The 19,492-nt window shown below is 69.1% G+C and carries 15 protein-coding genes; 2 read left to right on the top strand and 13 right to left on the bottom strand.

Going from position 1 to position 19,492, the window contains the following annotated elements:
* The first annotated feature begins 4 nt into the window (after window positions 1-4).
* Complete coding sequence (locus tag ACZZZF_RS17670; RefSeq protein ID WP_072591556.1) at window positions 5-1,264, top strand: MFS transporter; 1,260 nt, start codon at window positions 5-7, stop codon at window positions 1,262-1,264.
* On the opposite strand, the gene ACZZZF_RS17665 is transcribed toward ACZZZF_RS17670, so the two are convergent.
* From ACZZZF_RS17665 to rsmI, 11 genes are all read right to left on the bottom strand, one after another.
* Window positions 1,243-2,115 carry a TatD family hydrolase gene (locus tag ACZZZF_RS17665; RefSeq protein ID WP_295102096.1) on the bottom strand — a complete coding sequence of 291 codons (873 nt, stop codon included), beginning with the start codon at window positions 2,113-2,115 and terminating at the stop codon, window positions 1,243-1,245. The two genes, ACZZZF_RS17670 and ACZZZF_RS17665, sit on opposite strands and share 22 nt — an antisense overlap.
* A gap of 2 nt (window positions 2,116-2,117) precedes the next feature.
* Window positions 2,118-3,695 (bottom strand): methionine--tRNA ligase, encoded by a 1,578-nt coding sequence (gene metG, locus ACZZZF_RS17660; protein ID WP_187250516.1) that lies wholly within the window; start codon window positions 3,693-3,695, stop codon window positions 2,118-2,120.
* A gap of 38 nt (window positions 3,696-3,733) precedes the next feature.
* On the bottom strand, window positions 3,734-5,275 hold the full coding sequence (locus tag ACZZZF_RS17655; protein ID WP_463499788.1) for a molybdopterin-dependent oxidoreductase: 1,542 nt from the start codon (window positions 5,273-5,275) through the stop codon (window positions 3,734-3,736).
* 43 nt (window positions 5,276-5,318) lie between these two features.
* The gene (locus ACZZZF_RS17650) at window positions 5,319-6,488 is read right to left on the bottom strand and encodes a glycoside hydrolase family 1 protein (RefSeq protein WP_463499786.1); all 1,170 of its coding nucleotides are present in this window, start codon (window positions 6,486-6,488) and stop codon (window positions 5,319-5,321) included.
* 12 nt (window positions 6,489-6,500) lie between these two features.
* Complete coding sequence (locus ACZZZF_RS17645) at window positions 6,501-8,225, bottom strand: ABC transporter ATP-binding protein (RefSeq protein WP_083569357.1); 1,725 nt, start codon at window positions 8,223-8,225, stop codon at window positions 6,501-6,503.
* Window positions 8,222-9,136, bottom strand: coding sequence for an ABC transporter permease (locus ACZZZF_RS17640; protein ID WP_053097105.1), 915 nt, complete (start codon window positions 9,134-9,136; stop codon window positions 8,222-8,224). The genes ACZZZF_RS17645 and ACZZZF_RS17640 overlap by 4 nt, the downstream gene beginning before the upstream one ends.
* Window positions 9,133-10,113, bottom strand: coding sequence for an ABC transporter permease (locus ACZZZF_RS17635; protein WP_056280002.1), 981 nt, complete (start codon window positions 10,111-10,113; stop codon window positions 9,133-9,135). Before ACZZZF_RS17635 ends, ACZZZF_RS17640 begins: the two co-directional genes overlap by 4 nt.
* Window positions 10,110-11,774, bottom strand: a complete 1,665-nt coding sequence (locus tag ACZZZF_RS17630) for an ABC transporter substrate-binding protein (RefSeq protein ID WP_232224459.1) — start codon at window positions 11,772-11,774, stop codon at window positions 10,110-10,112. Before ACZZZF_RS17630 ends, ACZZZF_RS17635 begins: the two co-directional genes overlap by 4 nt.
* Window positions 11,775-11,952: 178 nt before the next feature.
* Window positions 11,953-13,059 carry a LacI family DNA-binding transcriptional regulator gene (locus ACZZZF_RS17625; RefSeq protein WP_072591560.1) on the bottom strand — a complete coding sequence of 369 codons (1,107 nt, stop codon included), beginning with the start codon at window positions 13,057-13,059 and terminating at the stop codon, window positions 11,953-11,955.
* Between the two features lie 49 nt (window positions 13,060-13,108).
* A complete protein-coding gene (locus ACZZZF_RS17620; protein WP_463499784.1) occupies window positions 13,109-13,729 on the bottom strand; it encodes a class I SAM-dependent methyltransferase in 621 nt (206 codons plus the stop codon).
* The gene (rsmI, locus tag ACZZZF_RS17615; RefSeq protein WP_056279993.1) at window positions 13,729-14,547 is read right to left on the bottom strand and encodes a 16S rRNA (cytidine(1402)-2'-O)-methyltransferase; all 819 of its coding nucleotides are present in this window, start codon (window positions 14,545-14,547) and stop codon (window positions 13,729-13,731) included. The genes ACZZZF_RS17620 and rsmI overlap by 1 nt, the downstream gene beginning before the upstream one ends.
* Window positions 14,548-14,595: 48 nt before the next feature.
* Between rsmI and ACZZZF_RS17610 the strand changes: the two genes are divergently transcribed.
* Window positions 14,596-16,161, top strand: a complete 1,566-nt coding sequence (locus ACZZZF_RS17610) for a dolichyl-phosphate-mannose--protein mannosyltransferase (protein ID WP_463499782.1) — start codon at window positions 14,596-14,598, stop codon at window positions 16,159-16,161.
* A gap of 28 nt (window positions 16,162-16,189) precedes the next feature.
* Here the strand turns inward: ACZZZF_RS17610 and ACZZZF_RS17605 are convergent, their stop codons facing one another.
* Both ACZZZF_RS17605 and ACZZZF_RS17600 read right to left on the bottom strand, forming a co-directional pair.
* Window positions 16,190-17,599: an amino acid permease gene (locus tag ACZZZF_RS17605; RefSeq protein WP_053097123.1), complete on the bottom strand. Its 1,410-nt coding sequence runs from the start codon at window positions 17,597-17,599 to the stop codon at window positions 16,190-16,192.
* A gap of 78 nt (window positions 17,600-17,677) precedes the next feature.
* A complete protein-coding gene (locus tag ACZZZF_RS17600; RefSeq protein ID WP_463499780.1) occupies window positions 17,678-19,477 on the bottom strand; it encodes a thioredoxin domain-containing protein in 1,800 nt (599 codons plus the stop codon).
* Between the last annotated feature and the right edge of the window lie 15 nt (window positions 19,478-19,492).

Raw genomic sequence — 19,492 nt, 5'->3', positions numbered from 1 at the left:
TGTGATGCCCTCCCTCGGTGAACTGATCGCACCACGGCGCATGGGCAGGGATTTCCGCTGGCTGCTCGCGTCATCGTGGACGAGCAACGTCGGAGACGGCGTCGCCCTCGCGGCCGCTCCCCTGCTCATCGCGTCGATGACGTCGTCGCCCATCCTCGTCGCGTCCGGGGCGATCCTGCAGTTCCTCCCGTGGCTGCTGTTCGGGCTGCACGCCGGAGCCATCGCCGACCGGTTCGACCGTCGGCGCCTCGTGATGTTCGCCAACGCGGCACGGGCCGTGGTGCTCGCGGGGCTCTGCGCGTTCCTGCTCACCGGCACCGCGAACATCTGGATCGTGCTCGCCGTGGCCTTCCTCTACGGCACGGCGGAGGTCTTCGTCGACACCGCCGGCAGCACGCTGCTGCCGATGCTCGTGAAGCCGGCCGACCTCGGCATCGGCAACGCCCGACTGCAGGCCGGGTATCTCGTCGCGAACCAGTTCGCCGGGCCGCCGCTCGGCGCGTTCCTCTTCGCCGCCGGCGCGGCGTGGCCGTTCCTGCTCGAGATCCTCTGCGTCCTCCTCGCGGTCGTGCTGATCTCGCGCATGGCCCGCACCCCCGTGCCGCCCCGGTCAACGGGAGACGGCGTGAAGTCGCACGTGCACACCGACATCGGCGAAGGACTCCGCTGGCTGTGGCAGAACCCGCCGGTGCGGATGCTGGTGCTGATCATCCTCGTCTTCAACGTCACCTGGGCGGCCCCGTGGGGCGTGCTCGTGCTCTATGCCACGGAGTATCTCAACATGGGCGCGGTCGGCTACGGCGCCCTGACGACCGCCTCGGCGGCCGGAGGAATCCTCGCCACCCTCTGCTTCGGCTGGCTCGAACGCCACGTGTCGTTCGCGACGCTGATGCGCGTCGTCCTCTCGCTCGAGGTGCTGATGCACCTCGCGTTCGCACTCACCACCGCGGGCTGGGTGGCGCTCGTGATCATGTTCGTATTCGGCGCCTACGCGTTCGTGTGGGGCACGATCTCGACGACCGTCCGTCAGCGTCTGGTCCCCGCCGAGCTGCAGGGCCGCGTGGCCTCGGTCAACATGGTCGGCGTGTTCGGCGGCATGGTCATCGGCCAGGCCCTCGGCGGGGTGATCGCCCAGGTCTGGGGTCTCACGGCTCCGTGGTGGTTCGCCTTCGTGGGCGCCGCGCTGACCCTTGTCCTGGTCTGGAAGCCGATCTCGCAGATCGTCAGTGCCGCACCGGCGGATCAGTCGGTGAACGAGCCGTAGACCCGCAGGGTGTTCGCGGCGAGCCGGGTCGACAGCTCGTCGACCTCGATGCCGAGCTCCGCCGCCATGAACCGCACCGTGATCGGCACGAGATAGGGGGCGTTCGGACGACCGCGCAGCGGCGTCGGGGTGAGGAACGGCGCATCGGTCTCGACGAGGATGCGGTCCAGGGGCGTCACCTTCAGCGCGTCGCGCAGGTTCTGCGCGTTCTTGAACGTGACGTTGCCGGCGAAGGACAGGTGGTAACCCGCATCCGCGCAGATCCTTGCCATCGCATCGTCGCCGGAGAAGCAGTGGAAGACCGTCCGCTCGGGCGCCCCGACGCGACTCAGCGTCTCGAGCACCGCGTCATGCGCGTCACGGTCGTGGATCTGCATCGCGATGCCGTGCTTCTTCGCCAGCGCGATGTGCGCCTCGAACGACTCGAACTGCGGCGCTCGGCGCTCGGGCTCGGTGCGGAAGAAGTCGAGACCCGTCTCGCCGATCGCCCGCGTTCGCGGGTGCGCCGCGAGCTCGTCGATCACCGCGATGGCCTCATCGAGACGACCCTCCTCGGCGTAGGCGGGCGCATCATTCGGGTGGATCGCGACAGCCGCGAGCACGCGCGGGTCCGACTCGGCGGCCTCGACCGCCCACCGGGACGACTCGATGTCACCCGATGCCTGCACCACCCCGGCGATGCCCACGGCCGCCGCACGATCGAGCTGCTCGGTCAGCGACAGCGGCTCATCGCCGTCGAGGATCTCGAGATGCGCGTGATTGTCGTAGACGGGCACGGCAAGGGGCTCCGGAGCCGCGGGGTACCGGAGATCCTTACGTCCGTCGCCGTCTCGCTGCTGCACGTACGTCATGCTCAGGCGGTGGACTCCACGCGCGGGAACAGCGGGGTGAGACCGTTGACGCTGGTGCCGGGACGCAGCACGCCCCAGGCTCCGGCCTCGCGGATCGGCTGGTCCTGCAGACGTCCGAGGCTCTCTGCGGCGCCGAGGGCGACCCAGAGCTTCTCCGTCGACTGCGGCATCACGGGCGAGAGCAGCACGGCGAGCGCGCGAAGTCCCTCGGCGCACGTGTAGAGAACGGTGCCGAGACGGCCGCGCTGAGCCTCGTCGCGTGCCAGTGCCCACGGCTCGTTCTCCGTGATGTAGCCGTTGAGAGCGTCGACGATCGTCCAGATCGACGAGATGGCCTCGTCGATGCGGAACTGCTCGATCGCGGCATCCGCGTTCGAGGCGGCATCCGCGACGATCCTCTGGATCTCGAGATCCTTCTCGGTGTAGTCGGCGGGCGGCGGCACGATGCCCTCGAAGTACTTCTCGATCATCGCCGTGGTGCGCGAGGCGAGGTTGCCGAAGCCGTTGGCGAGCTCCGCCTGGTAGCGGGCCGAGAGGTCCTCCCACGAGAACGAGCCGTCCTGGCCGAACGCGATCGCCGAGAGGAAGTAGTAGCGGTAGGCGTCGGATCCGAAGACGTCGGTGATCTCGGTCGGCGCGATGCCGGTGAGCTTCGACTTCGACATCTTCTCGCCGCCGACGAGCAGCCAGCCGTGCGCGAACACGCCCTTGGGCACATCGAGCCCTGCGGCCATCAGCAGAGCCGGCCAGATCACCGCGTGGAAGCGCAGGATGTCTTTTCCGACCACGTGATAGGCGGGCCAGCGGCGGTCGAAGGTCTCCTGATCGGAGCCGTAGCCGACGGCGGTGGCGTAGTTGAGCAGCGCATCGACCCAGACGTAGATGACGTGCGACTCGTCCCACGGCAGCGGAATGCCCCAGTCGAACGTCGAGCGCGAGATCGAGAGGTCCTTGAGACCCTGACTGACGAAGGAGACGACCTCGTTGCGCGCCGAATCGGGGCGCACGAAGTCGGGCTGGGTCTTGTAGAGCTCGAGCAGACGGTCCTGGAACTCGCTCAGCTTGAAGAAGTAGTTCTTCTCCTGCAGCAGCTCGAGCGGCTTCGAGTGGATGGCGCAGACCTTGAGGCCCTCGAACGGACCGGTGCCGTCGACGATCTCGGACTCGGGCTTGAACTCCTCACAGCCCACGCAGTACAGCGCCTCGTACTCGCCCGCATAGATGTAGCCACGGTCGTAGAGACGCTGGAAGAACGTCTGCACGTTGGTCTCGTGGCGCTCCTGCGTCGTGCGGATGAAGTCGTCGTTCGCGACGTCGAGCGTCTCGAGCAGGGGGAACCACGCCTCGGTGACGAGCTTGTCGACCCACTCCTGCGGAGTGACGTTGTTCGCGGCCGCGGCACGGAGCATCTTCTGGCCGTGCTCGTCGGTGCCCGTCAGCATCCAGGTGTCATCGCCGCCCTGCCGGTGCCAGCGCGCGAGCGCGTCGACCGCCACCGAGGTGTACCCGTGACCGATGTGGGGCACATCGGAGGGGTAGTAGATGGGCGTGGTGATGTAGAACGATTCGCCTGCGGGCATGGGGACAATTCTAGGTGGGATGCAGGGGGTCGTTACGCTCAGGCGACAGACACCTCGATGCGGTGCCACCCCTGGGCGCCGTCGGGCACGACATCGGCCGGTTCCGAGGTCTGCGTCTCCCCGTCGGCGCTGATCGCGCGACACTCGATCGTGTGCGCTCCGCTCTCGGCCGCCCAGTCGAGACGCCACTGCACCCAGGTGTCGTCGGAGATCGCGGCGCCGAGCTCGGCGCGACGCCACTCACCGTCGTCGATCCGCACCTCCACACCCTCGACGCCCACGTGCTGCTGCCACGCCATGCCCGCGATGACGGCGTCGCCGGCCTCGATCCTGGTCCCCCGCCGGGGCACGTCGATGCGCGACTGCAGCTTCACCGGTCCGCGCTCCGACCATCCGCGGTCGGTCCAATAGGCGGTCGTCCGGTCGAATCGGGTGACCTCGAGGTCCGTCACCCATTTGGTCGCCGACACATAGCCGTAGAGGCCCGGCACCACCATGCGCACCGGGAAGCCGTGTTCGAGAGGCAGCGCATCGCCGTTCATGCCGACCGCGAGCAGGGCATCGCGCTCGTCGGTGAGCGCCTCGATCGGCGTCGAGGCCGTGAACCCGTCGGATGAGGTCGACAGCACCATGTCGGCGTCGGGATCGACTCCCGCTCTCGCGAGCAGATCGCGCACCGGATGCCCGAGCCAGAGGGCGTTGCCGATCAGATCCCCGCCGACCTGGTTCGACACGCAGGCGAGGGTGACGTGCGACTCCTGCATCGGCAGCGCGACCAGTTCGTCCCACGTGATCACGATCTCGCGATCGACCATCCCGTGGATGCGCAGCGACCAGTCGGCCGGGTCGATGCGCGGCACGATCAGTGCGGTGTCGATGCGGTAGAAGTCGGCGTTGGAGGTCACGACAGGAGCCAGGCCGGGGATGTCGAGCTCTGCACCGGCCGGCACCATCGGCGCGGGGGCGGCAGCCTTCGGCAGCCGCAACGTCGAGCGGATCGCCTCGATCGACCTCGTCGCGCCGCGGGCTGCGCCGCCGATGACGAGCGCCACGACGCCGGTCGCGGCGACGCCGGCGGTCCACAGCAGGAACTGGCGGCGTTCCTCATGCTCGGCGCGGAGATAGGGGATCGGATGCACCTTGCGCATGAGCGGCCGCAGCGCGACGACCGCGGTCGCGCCGGCGACGAGACCGGGGAGCCAGGCGAAGGGGCCCGCGCCCGGACGGATCATCGCGGCCACCAGCGCCAGCACGCCGAGAGCGGCGAGGATCGCGGATCCCACGCCCGCGCGGCGGGATTCCAGGATGCCGGCGAGCGCGGCGACCCCGACGAGCACCACCGCTATCCCGGTGATCAGCGCCACCTTGTCGCCGGTGCCGAACAGTGCGATCGCCGCATCCTTCGCCCAGCTGGGGGCGAGATCGATGAGACCGCTGCCGATCACGGCGAAGGGGCTCGCGCTCGGCTCGACGATCGCTGCGACCAGCTCTGCCAGGCCGACCGCGACGACGGCCGCGCTCAAGCCGGCGGCCGCCGATCGAAGCCTGTCTCCGCGCTTCGCGCGGACTGCGTGGGTCATGATCAGAGCGTAACCCCGGGGCTGGGCCCCGGGGTCGTGCGGCTCAGAGCCCGTTGCGGCGTGCGACCTCTCCGAGCCAGGCGAGCGAGGGCTTCGGCGAACGCTCGAACGTCTCGTGATCGAAGCCGATCAGGCCGAAGGTCGGGCGGAATCCGCTCGCCCACTCGTAGTTGTCGAGTGCGCTCCAGTGCTGGTAGGCCTTGACCTCGATGCCGTCGGAGATGGCACGGTGGAGTCCCTCGAGAGCGCCCTGGGTATAGGCGATGCGCCGCGTGTCGTCGCCGGTCGCGATGCCGTTCTCCGTGACGAGCACCGGCACGCCGCCGCTGCGCTCCCACGCGCTGCGCACGCCCATCTCGAGCGCCTCGGGGAAGAACTCCCAGCCGGTGAGCGTGGTCTCGACGTCGTCGGCGACCGGACGCGGACCCTCGGGGCCGATGAAGGTGCGGGTGTAGGCCTGCACGCCGACGAAGTCGTCACCGGCCGACTGATCGAGGTACCAGTGGTCGCGGGGGTCGCCGTACTCGGCCAGCATCTCGTCCGCCCCCGGCTCACCGGTGGAGTGGAAGGCCTGCGTCGCGATCGTCCATCCGGCCTGCACGCCCGAGACGGAATGCAGGATCTCGGAGGCCCGGTGGTGCGCGTCGAGCAGCGTGTCCGCGACGGCGAGGTCGGGGTTCGGCAGTCCGAAGGCGACGAGGTTCGAGGCATCCTCTCCCCCGGCGAGCATCGCCGCGATGTTCGGCTCGTTGATCGTGCAGACGTAGGTCACGCCCTCGAGGACCGGCAGCACGGTCTCGACGTAGCGGGAGAACAGGTCGACCGCGTCGTCCGCACGCCAGAAGCCGTCCTTCTGGAACCACTGCGGCACCGTGAAGTGCATCAGCGTCACCGTCGGGTCCAGACCGTTCTCCCGGGCCGTGTCGATCATGCGGCGGTAGTGATCCAGCATCGCCCGCGACACGAAGCCGCGCTCGGGCTCGATGCGCGCCCACTCCATCGAGAAGCGGTACGAGTTCAGACCGGCATCCGCCAGCAGCCGCATGTCCTCCGGGTACCGGTGGAAGTGGTCGGCGGCATCGCCCGAGGGCTCCACCATCGTCGAGCCCGGAGCATGCTCCATGGCCCACCAGTTGCTGGTCGTGTTGTTCCCCTCCACCTGATGGGCTGCGGTCGCAGCGCCCCAGAGAAAGCCGTCAGGGAATGTGAGCACGAGTGCTCCTCTCTATTTCGAGATTCGGGATGGGTTGGGCACGGCGTCGAGCAGCTGCACCGTGTACGGGTCCTCCGGATGCTGGAGGACCTGAGAGGTCTCACCGCGCTCGACGACGCGACCGCCGTTGAGCACGAGGATGTTCTCGGTGACGAGCCGCGCGCTGAGCAGGTCGTGCGTGATGTAGAGCATGCTGATGCCCCACCTCTCGCGCAGGTCTTCGAGCAGCGCGAGCACTCCGGCACGCAGCGACACGTCGAGCATCGACACCGGCTCGTCGGCGATCAGCACCTGCGGATCGCTCGCGAGCGCCCGGGCGATGACCACGCGCTGACGCTGACCGCCTGAGAGCTGATGCGGCAGCTTGGCCGCGAACTGCTCGACAGGTGTCAGGCCCACGGTCTCGAGGAGCTCGAGCACGCGGGCTCTCGCCTCGTCACCGCGCAACGGCGTGTAGTTGCGGATCGGTCGGCTCAGCGCGTACTCCACCGTGTGCAGCGGGTTGAGCGCGGCATACGGATCCTGGAACACCATCTGCACGTCCTTGCGCAGGTCGCGCAGGCCCGCACGGCGCAGGGCCGCGACGTCGACATCGCCGAAGCGCACCGTGCCCTCGGTCGGCTTCTCGACACCGGTGATCAGCTTCGCGATCGTCGACTTGCCCGAACCGGAGGCGCCGACGAGTGCCAGGGCCTCGCCGGGTTCGAGTCGGAACGACACATCGTCGACCGCGGTGACGGGCTGCTCGCCCCGACGCGGAGCCGGATACCGCTTCGACACGCCCTCGACCACGATCGCGGCGTCCGCCCGGCGCGTGTCGCGCTGCGACACGGTGGGCAGGGTCTCGGTCAGGTCGGTGCGTGAGCGCCCCTCGCGACGGCGCGTGCCGAGGTCGACGAACCCGGGGATCGAGATCGACTCGGCCCGAGGATCGGCGTAGTGGCTCAGCAGCATCCGCGTGTACTCGTCCTGAGGACGCTGCAGGATGTCGAGGCTCGGCGCGTCTTCGACGATCCGACCCTCATGCATGACCATCACCCGATCGGTCGCCTCGAGCACGATGCCCAGGTCGTGGCTGATGAGGATCGCGGTGAAGTGCTCGGTGCGCTGGAGGTCCTTGATGGTGTCCATGACGGCGTGCTGCACGAGCACGTCGAGCGCCGTGGTCGGCTCATCGAACACCATCAATTGCGGCTCGAGCGACAGTGCCAGCGCGATCGAGGTGCGCTGCCGCATGCCGCCCGAGAGCTCGCTCGGGTATCTGGCCAGCACTGCGGGGTCGAGACCGACCTTGCCGATCAGCTCGCGCGCCCTCGCATCCCGATCGTCGCGGGCCACGTGTCCGTGCGCGGCGAAGATGTCGCGGAAGTGGTTGCCGATCGTGCGCACCGGGTTCAGCGCGTTCATGCCCGACTGCAGCACCATCGCGAACCCGCCCTGGCGCTGACGGCGCAGCTCCTCGGCGTCGAGCTCGCGGATGTCGCGCCCGTCGAACAGGATGCGCCCGCCGCTGATGCGCGCCGGCGGCTTCTGGAGCCGTGTCAGCGCGAAGCCGAGCGTCGACTTGCCCGAGCCGGACTCGCCGACGAGACCGACGAACTCGCCGCGACGCAGCGTGAACGAGACGTCCTCGACGGCGGTGACCGGCGTGGTGCCGGGCGAGGCGTACTCGACCGACAGGCCCTGGACATCGAGCAGCACGTCATCCGTGGGGATGTTCGCTTCCATGGCGCTCATCGGCCCTTCCCCTCTCGCAGGCGCGGATTGGAGATCCCATCCACGCCGAAGTTGATCAGTGTCAGGCTCAGGGCGAGCAGGGCGATGCAGAGACCAGGGGCGAACAGCAGCAGCCACTGTCCGGTGAGCAGCGAGTTGGAGTTCTGCGCCCAGTAGAGCATGGTGCCCCAGCTGACGATGCTCGAGTCGCCGAGCCCGAGGAACTCGAGGCCCGCCTCTGCGAGGATCGCCGCGGTCGCCGCTCCGAAGAGCGTGCCCGCGATGATCGAGGTCATGTTCGGCAGGATCTCGCGGAACACGATGCGCGCCCTGCTGTCACCCGAGAACTGCGCCGAGGTGACGAAGTCGTTGCCTCGCAGCGACTGCGTCTGGCTGCGCAGCACGCGCGCACCCCAGGCCCAGCCGGTGACGACGATCACCGCGATGATCATCAGGATGCCGCCGTTCTGCAGGTACGCGGCGATCACGATCATCAGCGGCAGACCGGGGATCACCAGGAAGAGGTTGACGATGAAGCCGACCACCTCGCCCAGGAATCCGCGCATGTAGCCCCAGCTGAGCCCGATCAGCACGGCGACGATCGTCGAGAGGATGCCGGCGGCCATGCCGACCAGGAGGCTGATCTGCGAGCCGTAGATCAGCTGACTCAGGACGTCTTCGCCGGCGGCGGTGGTGCCGAGCCAGTGCGCGGCCGACGCGTCGGCGTTGCGCTCGAAGGTGTTCTCCTTCGGTCCGTACGGGGCGAGCAGCGGAGCGAACACCGCCACCAGCACGAACAGACCGAGGATGATGAGGCCCAGACGGGCCTTGCCGTTGGACCAGAGGGTGCCCACCATCCGGGCGAACGAGCGCCACGGGCTGGGAGCCGCGATCCGGTCGGAGGGAACCTTGACATTCATGGTGGAGGTCATCGGCGGGTCCTTGGATCCAGCACGCCGTACAGGATGTCGACGAGGAAGTTGGCGACGAGCACGCTGACGGTGATCATCAGGAAGAGCGCCTGCATGAGCGGGTAGTCCTGCCCGATCACGGCGTTGAAGAGCAGGTATCCGATGCCGGGATAGCCGAACACCTGCTCCACGAGGATCGATCCGCCGACCACGCCGCCGAGCGTGAGCCCGAAGCCGGTGAGGTTCGGCAGGATCGCGTTTCGTGCGGCGTAGCGGAGGGCGATGGTGCGACCGTGCAGGCCGTTCGCCTCGGCGAAAGTCACGTAGTCGTCACCCAGGGTGTTGATCATCGCGTTGCGCATGCCGATGATCCATCCGCCGAGAGAGGTCAACAGGATCGTGACCGCGGGGAGGATCGCATGCTGCACGAGATCGATGAAGAAGTCCCAGGTGAAGCCCGGCGTGGTCGTCGCCGAATACGCGCCGGTGGTGGGGAACCAGTGCAGCACGTACCCGAAGAAGAACAGCAGCAGCAGCGCTGTCCAGAAGTAGGGGAAGGTGCTGAGGAAGGAGCCGGTCAGCGTCGGCAGCGAGTCCAGCCACGTGCCGCGGCGCCAGGCGGCGGCGGTGCCGATCAGGGTGCCGATCACGAACGCGAGGATCGTGACGATGCCGACGAGGCCGATCGTGTACGGCAGCGCGGTCGAGACCATGCTCGACACGGTCTGAGGGTAGAACGTGTACGAGACACCGAAGTCGAGTCGTGCGACCTGACCGAGGTAGGCGACGTACTGATCCCAGATCGAGCCGGTCGGCACACCGAGCTGCGCCTCGATCGCGGCGCGCGTCGCATCGGACACCGGGCCGTTCTGCGAGAGCTTGGCGATGGCGGCGTCGGCAGGCGAGCCGGGCATCAGCCGCGGAAGGAAGAAGTTCAGGGTGATGGCCGCCCACAGCGTGAGGACGAACAGCCCGATCTTCTGGAAGACGTACTTCATCGGTCGTCCTCCTTCACGCGCTCGAGCCGGGTGAAGATGCCGAGCGGTGCCGAGTCGTAGTTCTGCGGGATCATGTACGGGTCATCCTCTGAGGGCCAGCCGGTGAACTTGGAGTCGTTGAACAGGCCCCAGATGCCGCCGTAGTAGAGGCCGATGACCGGCATCTCCTCGTAGACGATGGCCTGCAGCTCCTGCACGATCTCGGTCTGGCGGGCGGGGTCGACCGTCTCGCGATACTCGGCGAGCAGCGCGTCGGCCTCATCCGACCGATACCGCTCGAAGTTGTTCGCGGTCGTCTCGCCGGACGGCACGTAGAACTCGCTCGAGAGCAGGTTGTTGTATGCCTGGTAGACGTCGCCGTTGCCCATGCCGCCGATGGCCATCTCGAAGTCGCCGTTGCTGATGGCGCTCTGGTATCCGGCCGGCTGCGGGAGCTTGAGCGTCACCTTGACGCCGACGTCGGCGAGTTGGCTCTGCACGGTCTGCGCCGCGCGGGTCCAGTCGGAGAATCCGTTGGCCGTCGTGAGCGCGAACTCGAGCTGCTCGCCGTCTGCACTCACCAGCCGGTCGCCGTCGAGGGTGTACCCCGCCTCGGCGAAGGCCGCGAGTGCGGCATCCCTGTCCTGCGTGATCATGCCCTGATCGGGGATGCCGGGGTCGAGGAACTCCTCCTGGTTCGGGAGCACGAGGCCGGTCTGCCCTGCGGGCTCCATGTAGCCCTCGGAGGCGGTCTCGGCGATCTCCTCGCGGTCGAGCGAGAGGGCGATGCCGCGGCGCACGTTCACGTCGTCGAACGGCGCGACCTCGAGGTTCGGCATCAGCGCGATCACGCCTCCCGGCGGGAACCACCAGTCGTTGTTCTCACTGGCCGCACCCCACGTGCCCTCGACGTCGGAGATGAACGAGTACGCCCAGTCGTAGCCGCGGGTGACGGTGTCGAGCTGCGAGTTCGTCGACGGCAGGATGATGTGCTCGATCTCGATCTTGTCGGCCTGCCAGTAGTCGGGGTTCTTGTCCATCGAGTACTGCTGGTCGTTGTAGTTGCCCAGCACGAACGGGCCGGTGCCGACCGGGTTCTCATTGCGGTACGTGCCCGGGTCCTTCACGTCCGACCAGAGGTGCTCCGGCACGATCATGGTCTGGCCGAGGATCGGCAGCGAGGGCGCGTCATCGGTCTGCAGGTGCATGATGACGTCGTCGCCGTCGACCTCGACGGTCTCGAGGTGCTGCCAGGCGCCCTTGATGTCGAGGGAGGGGTTGTCCTTCAGCAGCTGGAACGTGAACGCCACGTCGTCGGGTGTCAGCTTCTCGCCGTCGCTCCACTCGACGTCATCGCGGATCGTCATCACGACCGTCCGGGCATCGGGCTGCGACCATTCGCTCGCGAGCCACGGGTTCTCGGTTCCGTCGAGCGGATTCACCAGGATCAGGGGCTCATAGATCCACCGCGACGCGGTGCGCGTGTTGGTGAGGTACGGGTTGAAGTTCCGCGTGAAGAACGGGTTCCCCTTGTCCGCGTTGATGAGCATCGTGTCGTCGCCGATCGATGGATCGGGCTGCGAACTGATCTGGATGCTGCAACCGCTGAGCACGACGGCCGCTGCCGCCAGTCCCACGATCGCGGCTCTCCGCCAGCGCCGGAGCATGTGCGTCTTCGCCACACTGCCACCTCATGTCGTCTGTGTCATGAAGGGGGTCCCACGGGTCGGGGCACCCCGCGGCCGAAGCCGCATCAGCAATTGTAAGCGCATACATTTGACCGCTGCAACCCCCTCGCATGACTCCGAGAGCCCCCACTCCCCTGCGACGACCGGCGTGGGAGCGGTATCAAATCCCGTCTCAGTCGGGGCGCTGGGAGCTCTCGCGGACGAGGATCTGCACGGGCAGGCGCACCGTCATCGGCTCGCCGTCCGGGTTCTCGAGACGTCGCGAGAGCAGCTGCACGGCGGCCCGCCCGAGATCGATCATCGGCTGGCGGACAGTGGTGAGGGCGGGACGCGACAGCGCCGCCGCCTCGATGCCGTCGAAGCCCGTGACCCGGACATCGTGGGGCACGCGGATGCCGGCCGAGCGGAACGCGTCGATCGCCCCGAGGGCCATCTGGTCGTTCGCGGCGATGAGTGCGGCGGGGACGCCGTCGGCGATCAGCTGCTCAGCCGCCCGCCGCCCGGATGCGCGGGTGAAGTCGCCGCGCAGCACCGTCACGGCATCCGTCGCGATGCCCGCCTCGGCGACCGCCGCGGCGAAACCCTCCCAGCGCTGGGCGCCGTCGGGCGAGTCCTCGGGGCCGGCGAGAAAAGCGAGCGTCCCCTGATCGGCCTGCGCGAGCACCAGTCTGGTCAGCTCCGACATCGCCTCGGCGTTGCTGACGGTCACGTGGTCGTAGCTGTCGCCGCGCGCCGGCCCCGAGAGCACCACCACGGGGATCCGCTGAGCGAGCCGGGCGAGCACGTCGTCGGGCACGCTCTGCGCCAGCACCATCAGCCCGTCGACGCGTCCGGCGATGTCCCGCACGGTCTCGCGCGTCGGATCGTCACGGCCGACGCCGATCATGAGCACGAAACCCTGCTTCCAGGCTTCGAGCTCCGCTCCCCGCAGCACCTCGTCGAGGAACAGCATGGTCGGATGCGGTGCGCCCGCGTCGGCGGACGCCTGCTCGACCGTGAACGGCGGCGCCTCGCCCTGGTCATCGGCCAGCACGTCGAGGACGGGCGCGTCCTCCGAGGCATCGAAACCGGGGAAGTACAGCCCGAGCACGCCGGTGCGGCGCTCGGCCAGACCGCGCGCGCTGCCGCTGGGCACGTAGCCGAGCGCCGAGACGGAGTCGAGCACGCGCTCCCGCGTGGCGGGGCGCACGGCATCCGGCTGCCGCAGCACGCGGGAGACCGTCGCGATCGACACTCCGGCGCGGTCTGCGACGTCGTAGACGGTCGCCCTCTTGCTCACGCTCGGTCCTCCTCCGCTTGCGTGTGCACCAGGCTACCCGGCGAGCGAGTCACCGCCTGCGTGCTTCGAGTGAGCCGTGAGGGCGGGCGCTGATCTCGCCGTGTTCGCGGCCCCGGGTGTCACTCGTCACGACCTCGAAGCCCGCGTCGGCGAGAAGCCCGGCGAGCGCCTCGGCAGACCAGAAGTACGCCGGCGCGACGGCATGCGCGAACGGCTCGCGCGGCTCGCCGTCGAAGAAGCCGATCAGGATGCTGCCTCCGGGAGCCAGCACGCGGGCGAACTCTTCGAGGATCCCGGGGATGTCCGCCGGCGAGGTGTGGATCAGTGAGTACCAGGCGAGGATGCCTCCGACCGACCCCGCCGCGAACGGCAGGTCGCGGAACGAGCCGACGTCGAAGGAGATGCCCGGATGCCGTTTCCTCGCCGTCGCGATGAACTCCTCCGACAGGTCGATCCCCTGCGCCACGCGTTCGCCGAGACTCAGGAGCTGGGTCCAGTGCCCGGGCCCGCAGCCGGCATCCAGCAGCAGGCCGGGGGCCGTGTCACGCCAGGCCTCGATGACCGCAGCATCCCGGGCATCCATCTGCTCGATCGCACCGGCGAGCTCCACGTACTCCGCGGCCCGCTCGTCGTAGGCAGCGGCGACGCCCGCGTCCGAGGTGCCTTCCATCAGCTGCGCGCGGCGAGCGCTGCCTGATACAGGTCGCGCGACGACAGGCCCGTCGCCGCGGCGACCTCGGCGCAGGCCTCCTTGAGACGCACGCCGGATGCCACGAGTCGCTGCACCTGCGCGAGAGCGTCTTCCGCCGACGCCTCACGAGGCGCTGCACCCTCGACCACCACGACGATCTCGCCCTTGACGCCCGCCGTCGCCCACTCGACGAGCTCGGCGGAGGTGCCGCGGCGCACCTCTTCGTAGAACTTGGTCAGCTCGCGGCAGACGGCGATGCGGCGGTCGTCGCCGAAGGCTGCGCCCATGTCGGCGAGCGACGACGCCAGGCGGGCGGGAGATTCGAAGAAGACCATGGTGCGTGGCTCTGCGGCGAGCGCCCGCAGCGTCGAGCGCCGATCCCCGGGCTTGCGCGGCAGGAACCCCTCGAACGTGAAGCGGTCGGTCGGCAGTCCCGAGATGGAGAGCGCCATCAGCACTGCGCTCGGCCCCGGGATCGCCGTCACCGTCACTCCCTGAGCGACCGCCTCGGCGACGAGCCCGTACCCGGGGTCGCTGATGGCCGGCATCCCCGCGTCGCTCACGACGACGACATCCGTCTCGACCGCGAGTGCGGCGAGCTCCGCCGCTCTCTGCTTCTCGTTGTGATCATGCAGTGCGATCAGCCGGGGGCGGTTCGAGATCTGCAGAGCCTGCATGAGCCGCTGCGTGGTGCGCGTGTCCTCCGCGACGACGACCTCGGCGTTCTCCAGCACCTCGACGAGGCGACGCGAGACATCCCCGAGGTTTCCGATCGGTGTTGCGGCGAGGATGATCACCCGCCCAGCTTAGGCGGCGCCCATCGGCGGAGTGTCTAGGCTGGTGCGGTGACCGCGCCCCTGCCTCTGCTGCCTCCGCCCGAGCAGCGACTGACGCGCTACGAGCGACTGCGCGACCGCGTGCTGCAGGACCCCGACTCGGGGCGCATGGTGCGCTGGTTCGCGCCGCTCGTGGTGACGGCCCTGGCCGCCGTGCTGCGCCTGGTCAACCTCGGCCATCCGCACCAGCTCGCCTTCGACGAGACCTACTACGTCAAGGACGCCTGGTCGCTGTGGACTCTCGGATACGAAGGCACCTGGGGCAAGGATGCGAACGAGGCGTTCATCACACTGCAGCAGCTGCCGCTGTCGGATGCCGGGTCGTTCGTCGTGCATCCGCCCCTGGGCAAATGGCTGATCGCCCTGGGGATGGCCATCGGAGGACCCGACAACACGGTGGGCTGGCGCATCGCGACGGCACTGCTGGGCGCCGCCACCGTGCTGCTCGTCTATCTGGTCGCCCGCCGCCTGACCGGCTCGATCGTGGTGGCGACGGTCGCCGGCACCCTGCTGGCGATCGACGGCCTCAGCATCGTGATGAGTCGCACGGCCCTGCTCGACGGCCCTCTGACGTTCTTCCTCATGCTCGGCGCGCTCTTCATCCTGATCGACCGCGACCGGGTGATCCCCGTGCTCGAACGCGCAGACCCCGATACCGACCCCGACTCCCCCGCGCCGATGTGGGGTCCTGTGCTCTGGCGGCGTCCGTGGCTGATCGCCGCAGGTGTCGCGCTCGGCGCCGCCTGCGCCGTGAAGTGGTCGGGGCTCTATGCGCTCGCGGCCTTCGGCCTGTACGTCGTGGTGACGGATGCCCTGGCACGACGCCGCGCGGGCGTCGTGCTCTGGCCCACCGCGGCGGCCTTCCGTCAGGGACCGGTCTCCTTCGTGCTGCTCGTGCTGCCGGCGCTCGCCACCTACCTCGCCAGCTGGACGGGGTGGCTCGTCACCGCCGGCGGCTATGCCCGGCAGAGCGATCCGAATCCGCTGATCGCGCTGTGGAACTACCACGAGGCGATCCTGAACTTCCACGTCGGTCTCAGCAAGGGCCACCCGTACGCGAGCCCCGCGTGGGAGTGGCCTCTGCTGCTGCGCCCCACAGCCGTCTGGGTGGGCAGCGACCCCGGGCCCTGCGGCGTCGATCACTGCATCGCGGTGATCTCGACGATCCCCAACCCGCTGATCTGGTACGCCGGTGTCGCCGCGGCTCTCTACCTGCTCTACCGCCTCGTGCGCGGGTGGGCCGAACGTCGCCCCGTCGGTCCAGCCCTCACGTTCCCCCTGGTCGGGCTCGCGGCGACGTACGTGCCCTGGCTGCTGTTCCCTGAGCGGACGATCTTCCAGTTCTACACGGTCGCGATGGCGCCGTTCCTCGTGCTCGCACTCGCGGTCGTTCTCCGTCAGATGGCGGGACGCCGGGAGGATCCGCTGCACCGCCGGCAGTCGGGCGAGCGCACCGTGATCGTCTTCCTCGCCGTCGTGGTGCTGGTCTCCGCGTTCTTCTACCCGGTGTGGACCGGCATGAGCGTGCCCTACCAGTTCTGGCTCCTGCACAACTGGCTGCCCGGCTGGATCTGACCCGACCAGCGGCAGCACGTGCGCGCGGTCAGCCCTCGACCACTCCGTCGCGCTCGCCGGCCACCCCCGGGCGAGAGACACCGCGTGTCAGGCGGGCGACGACCAGCAGCACCGCAGTGAGGCCGATCGTGAGCAGCAGCTGCACACGCGCAGCCTCGTCGATCATGGTGAGCGCGATCACGCCGGCGAGCAGCGCCAGGCACAGCCAGGACAGCCAGGGGAAGCCCCACATGCGCATCGGCATCGCCGCACCCTCACGATCGGCACGGCGGCGGAGGATGATCTGCGAGACCGCCGTCGCCGTCCAGATGATGAGCAGCGTCGATCCGACCACGTTGAGCAGCGCCGGCAGCACCACATCGGGGAACGCCCAGTTCAGCCCGACCGTGATGAAGCCGAACGCGACGGAGGCGAGCACGGCCACGACCGGCACGCCCGTCGACGTCGTTCGCGTCGCCGCGAGCGGTGCGAGCCCGCGCTCACCGAGCGAGTAGGCCATTCGCGACGCGCCGTAGATGTTCGCGTTCATCGCCGACAGCAGCGCGATCACGACGATGAGGTCCATCACGAGGCCGACGCCCGGCAGCTGCAGAGTGTCGAGCACTGCGGAGAAGGGACCGTCCTTGACGGCGGGATCGTTCCACGGGAGCACCGACACGATCACGAAGATCGAGCCGACGTAGAAGATCAGGATGCGCACGAGGACCTCGCGCACGATCCGGCGGATGTTGCGTGCGGGGTCGTCGGACTCCGCCGCCGCGATCGCGACGACCTCGGTGCCGCCGAACGCGAAGACCACGATGAGGAGCGCCGCCGCGATGCCCGTGAGGCCGTTCGGGGCGAAGCCGCCGTTGTCGACGAGATTGCCGATGCCGGTCGCGGGCACGCCGGGGATGAAGCCCAGGATCGCGCACACGCCGACCACGAGGAACACGATGATCGCCGCGACCTTGATCGCCGCGAACCAGAACTCGAACGTGCCGTAATTGCGCACCCCGAAGAGGTTGACCGCGGTCAGGGCGACGACGAAGACGAGCACCCACACCCAAGCCGGGATGCCGGGGATCCAGGCCGCGATGATCCCGGCGGCGCCGGTGGCCTCGGCGGCGATCACGACGACGAGCTGGATCCAGTAGAGCCACCCGACCGCGCTGCCGGCGCTGCGGCCCATCGCCTTCTGCGCGTATGAGCTGAAGGCTCCTGAGCTCGGGCGGGCGGCGACCATCTCGGCGAGCATCGCCATGATCAGCACGACGATGCCGCCGGCGACGAGGTACGAGATGAGCACGGCAGGACCGGCGATGCTGATCGCCTGTCCCGACCCGACGAACAGTCCGGCGCCGATCGCCCCGCCGAGTCCCATCATCGAGATCTGCCGACGGGTCAGCCCGGGGTGCAGACCCTTGGTCGTGGTCGTCGTGGTGGGAACCTCGGTCATGCGCGTGCCTCCTGCGTGCGATGAGCAGACTGCTCAGCCTACGCGGCTCCGCCCGCCGTCCAGGATCGCAGCCTGAGCTCACCGCGCGAGCGGGAGGTCTGCGGGGTCGCGCACCGGGAGCCGGCACACGAACGAGCGGCAGTCGAACGCCTGCTCCATCGCGTCGCCCTTGCCGTCGAACAGCTCGAAGCCGGCATCCGCGAATGCCTGGGCCTGCTCCGGGGTGACGATCGCGACGACGTCCGCGTCGGCCCTGCGGGCTGCCGAGGCGAGTGCGCCCTCGGGCGTCTCGGTGACGACGACGAGCTGCCTCGGCGCATCGACGAGACCCGCTGCCACGCGCAGCAGGCTGCCGTGCGCGAACGGCTGTGCGATGGCGGGCGCGGCATGCTCGCGCACGCGTTCCGCGGCTGCCTCGCGATACCGATCCCCCGCGCCGAGACGCCAGGCGGTGAGGGATGCCGCAGCCACGGCCGCCGCATCCGACGGCAGATCGCCGTCGGTCTGATCGGGCGCTGCGGCGATGCCGTGCTCGGCGAGCAGCGGGTCGCCCTCGAAGCCCTCGATCGCCGCGTCGAGCAGTGTGCGTGCCTCCACCGCCCACGCCGCCTCGCCCGTGGCCGCGGCGAGCGCGAACAGCCCGTCGGCCAGGAGAGCGACATCGGCCGCGGTGGCGACCGCACCCGAGGCGACCTCGTCGAGCGAGGCCCGCACGAGAGCCCCGGTCGCATCCCTGTTGACTCGCAGCACGTACTCGGCAGCCTCGGCCGCGGCCCGCACCCAGGACCCTTCCGCCAGAGAAGCTCCCGCGCGGGCGAGACCGGTGATGGCCAGTCCGTTCCATCCCGTGATGACCTTGCCGTCGACGGCAGGGAGCTCGAGACCGGTCCTCTCCGAGGGCGGTCGCAGGTAGTAGCCGCCCTCGCTGCGTTCGCCGTCGATCCACGACTCCGAGTCCTGAGCCGCGCCGAACCCGCCGCCCGCCCTGCGCAGCGTGCCCAGGAGGAAGTCGGCGATGCCGCGTGCGGTCGCGTCGTCACCCGCGTCGAGCGCCACGTCGAGCAGCTGCGCGTTGTCGGTCAGCATCCGCTCGTAGTGCGGCACGCTCCAGTCGCGTCGGGTCGCGTAGCGGAAGAACCCTCCATCGGCATCGCGCAGATCGGAGGCGGCCATCGCGGCGAGCGCCCGGTCGGCCGACTCGGCGGCATCCGGGGCCTCTCTGCGCACGAGCGGTGTCTGCAGCATCCTCAGGGTCGTCGCGACCGGGAACTTCGGCGCATCGCCGTAACCGCCGAAGCGGCGATCCTCCTGAGCCGCGATCGTCCGCGCCGCGCCGGCGAGAGCATCGGCGTCCGGAAGATCGGAGGGGGTCGAGGCGCCTGCGCGGGCGAGGGCGTCCGTGACGGCATCCGCAGACTCCTCGGCCTGGGCACGGCGCTGGGTCCACGCCTCCTGCACCGCGGCGAGCACGTCACGGAACGCGGGCATCGGCTGTCGCGCCTCGGGCGGCCAGTAGGTTCCGGCGTAGAACGTGCGGCCCCGCGGCGTCGTGAAGACGGTGAGGGGCCAACCGAGATTCTGCGTGAACGCCGAGGCAGCAGCCATGTAGGCGCCGTCGACGTCGGGATGCTCTTCGCGGTCGACCTTCACCGCGACGAAGTCGCGATTGATCAGCGCAGCCGTGTCGGGGTCGGCGAACGACTCCCTGGCCATCACATGACACCAGTGGCAGGTCGAATACCCGATCGAGATCAGCAGCGGCACATCGCGGCGCTGCGCCTCGGCGAAGGCCTCCGGGCCCCAGGGATACCAGTCGACAGGATTGTCGGCGTGGGCGCGGAGGTACGGGCTGAGCGTGTCGGCGAGCCGGTTCGTCATACGTCCACGCTACGC

Source organism: Microbacterium sp. AC215 (assembly GCF_979258645.1).
Note: the sequence above shows the minus strand (reverse complement) of the source record. Positions and strands in the feature narration are given on the sequence as shown.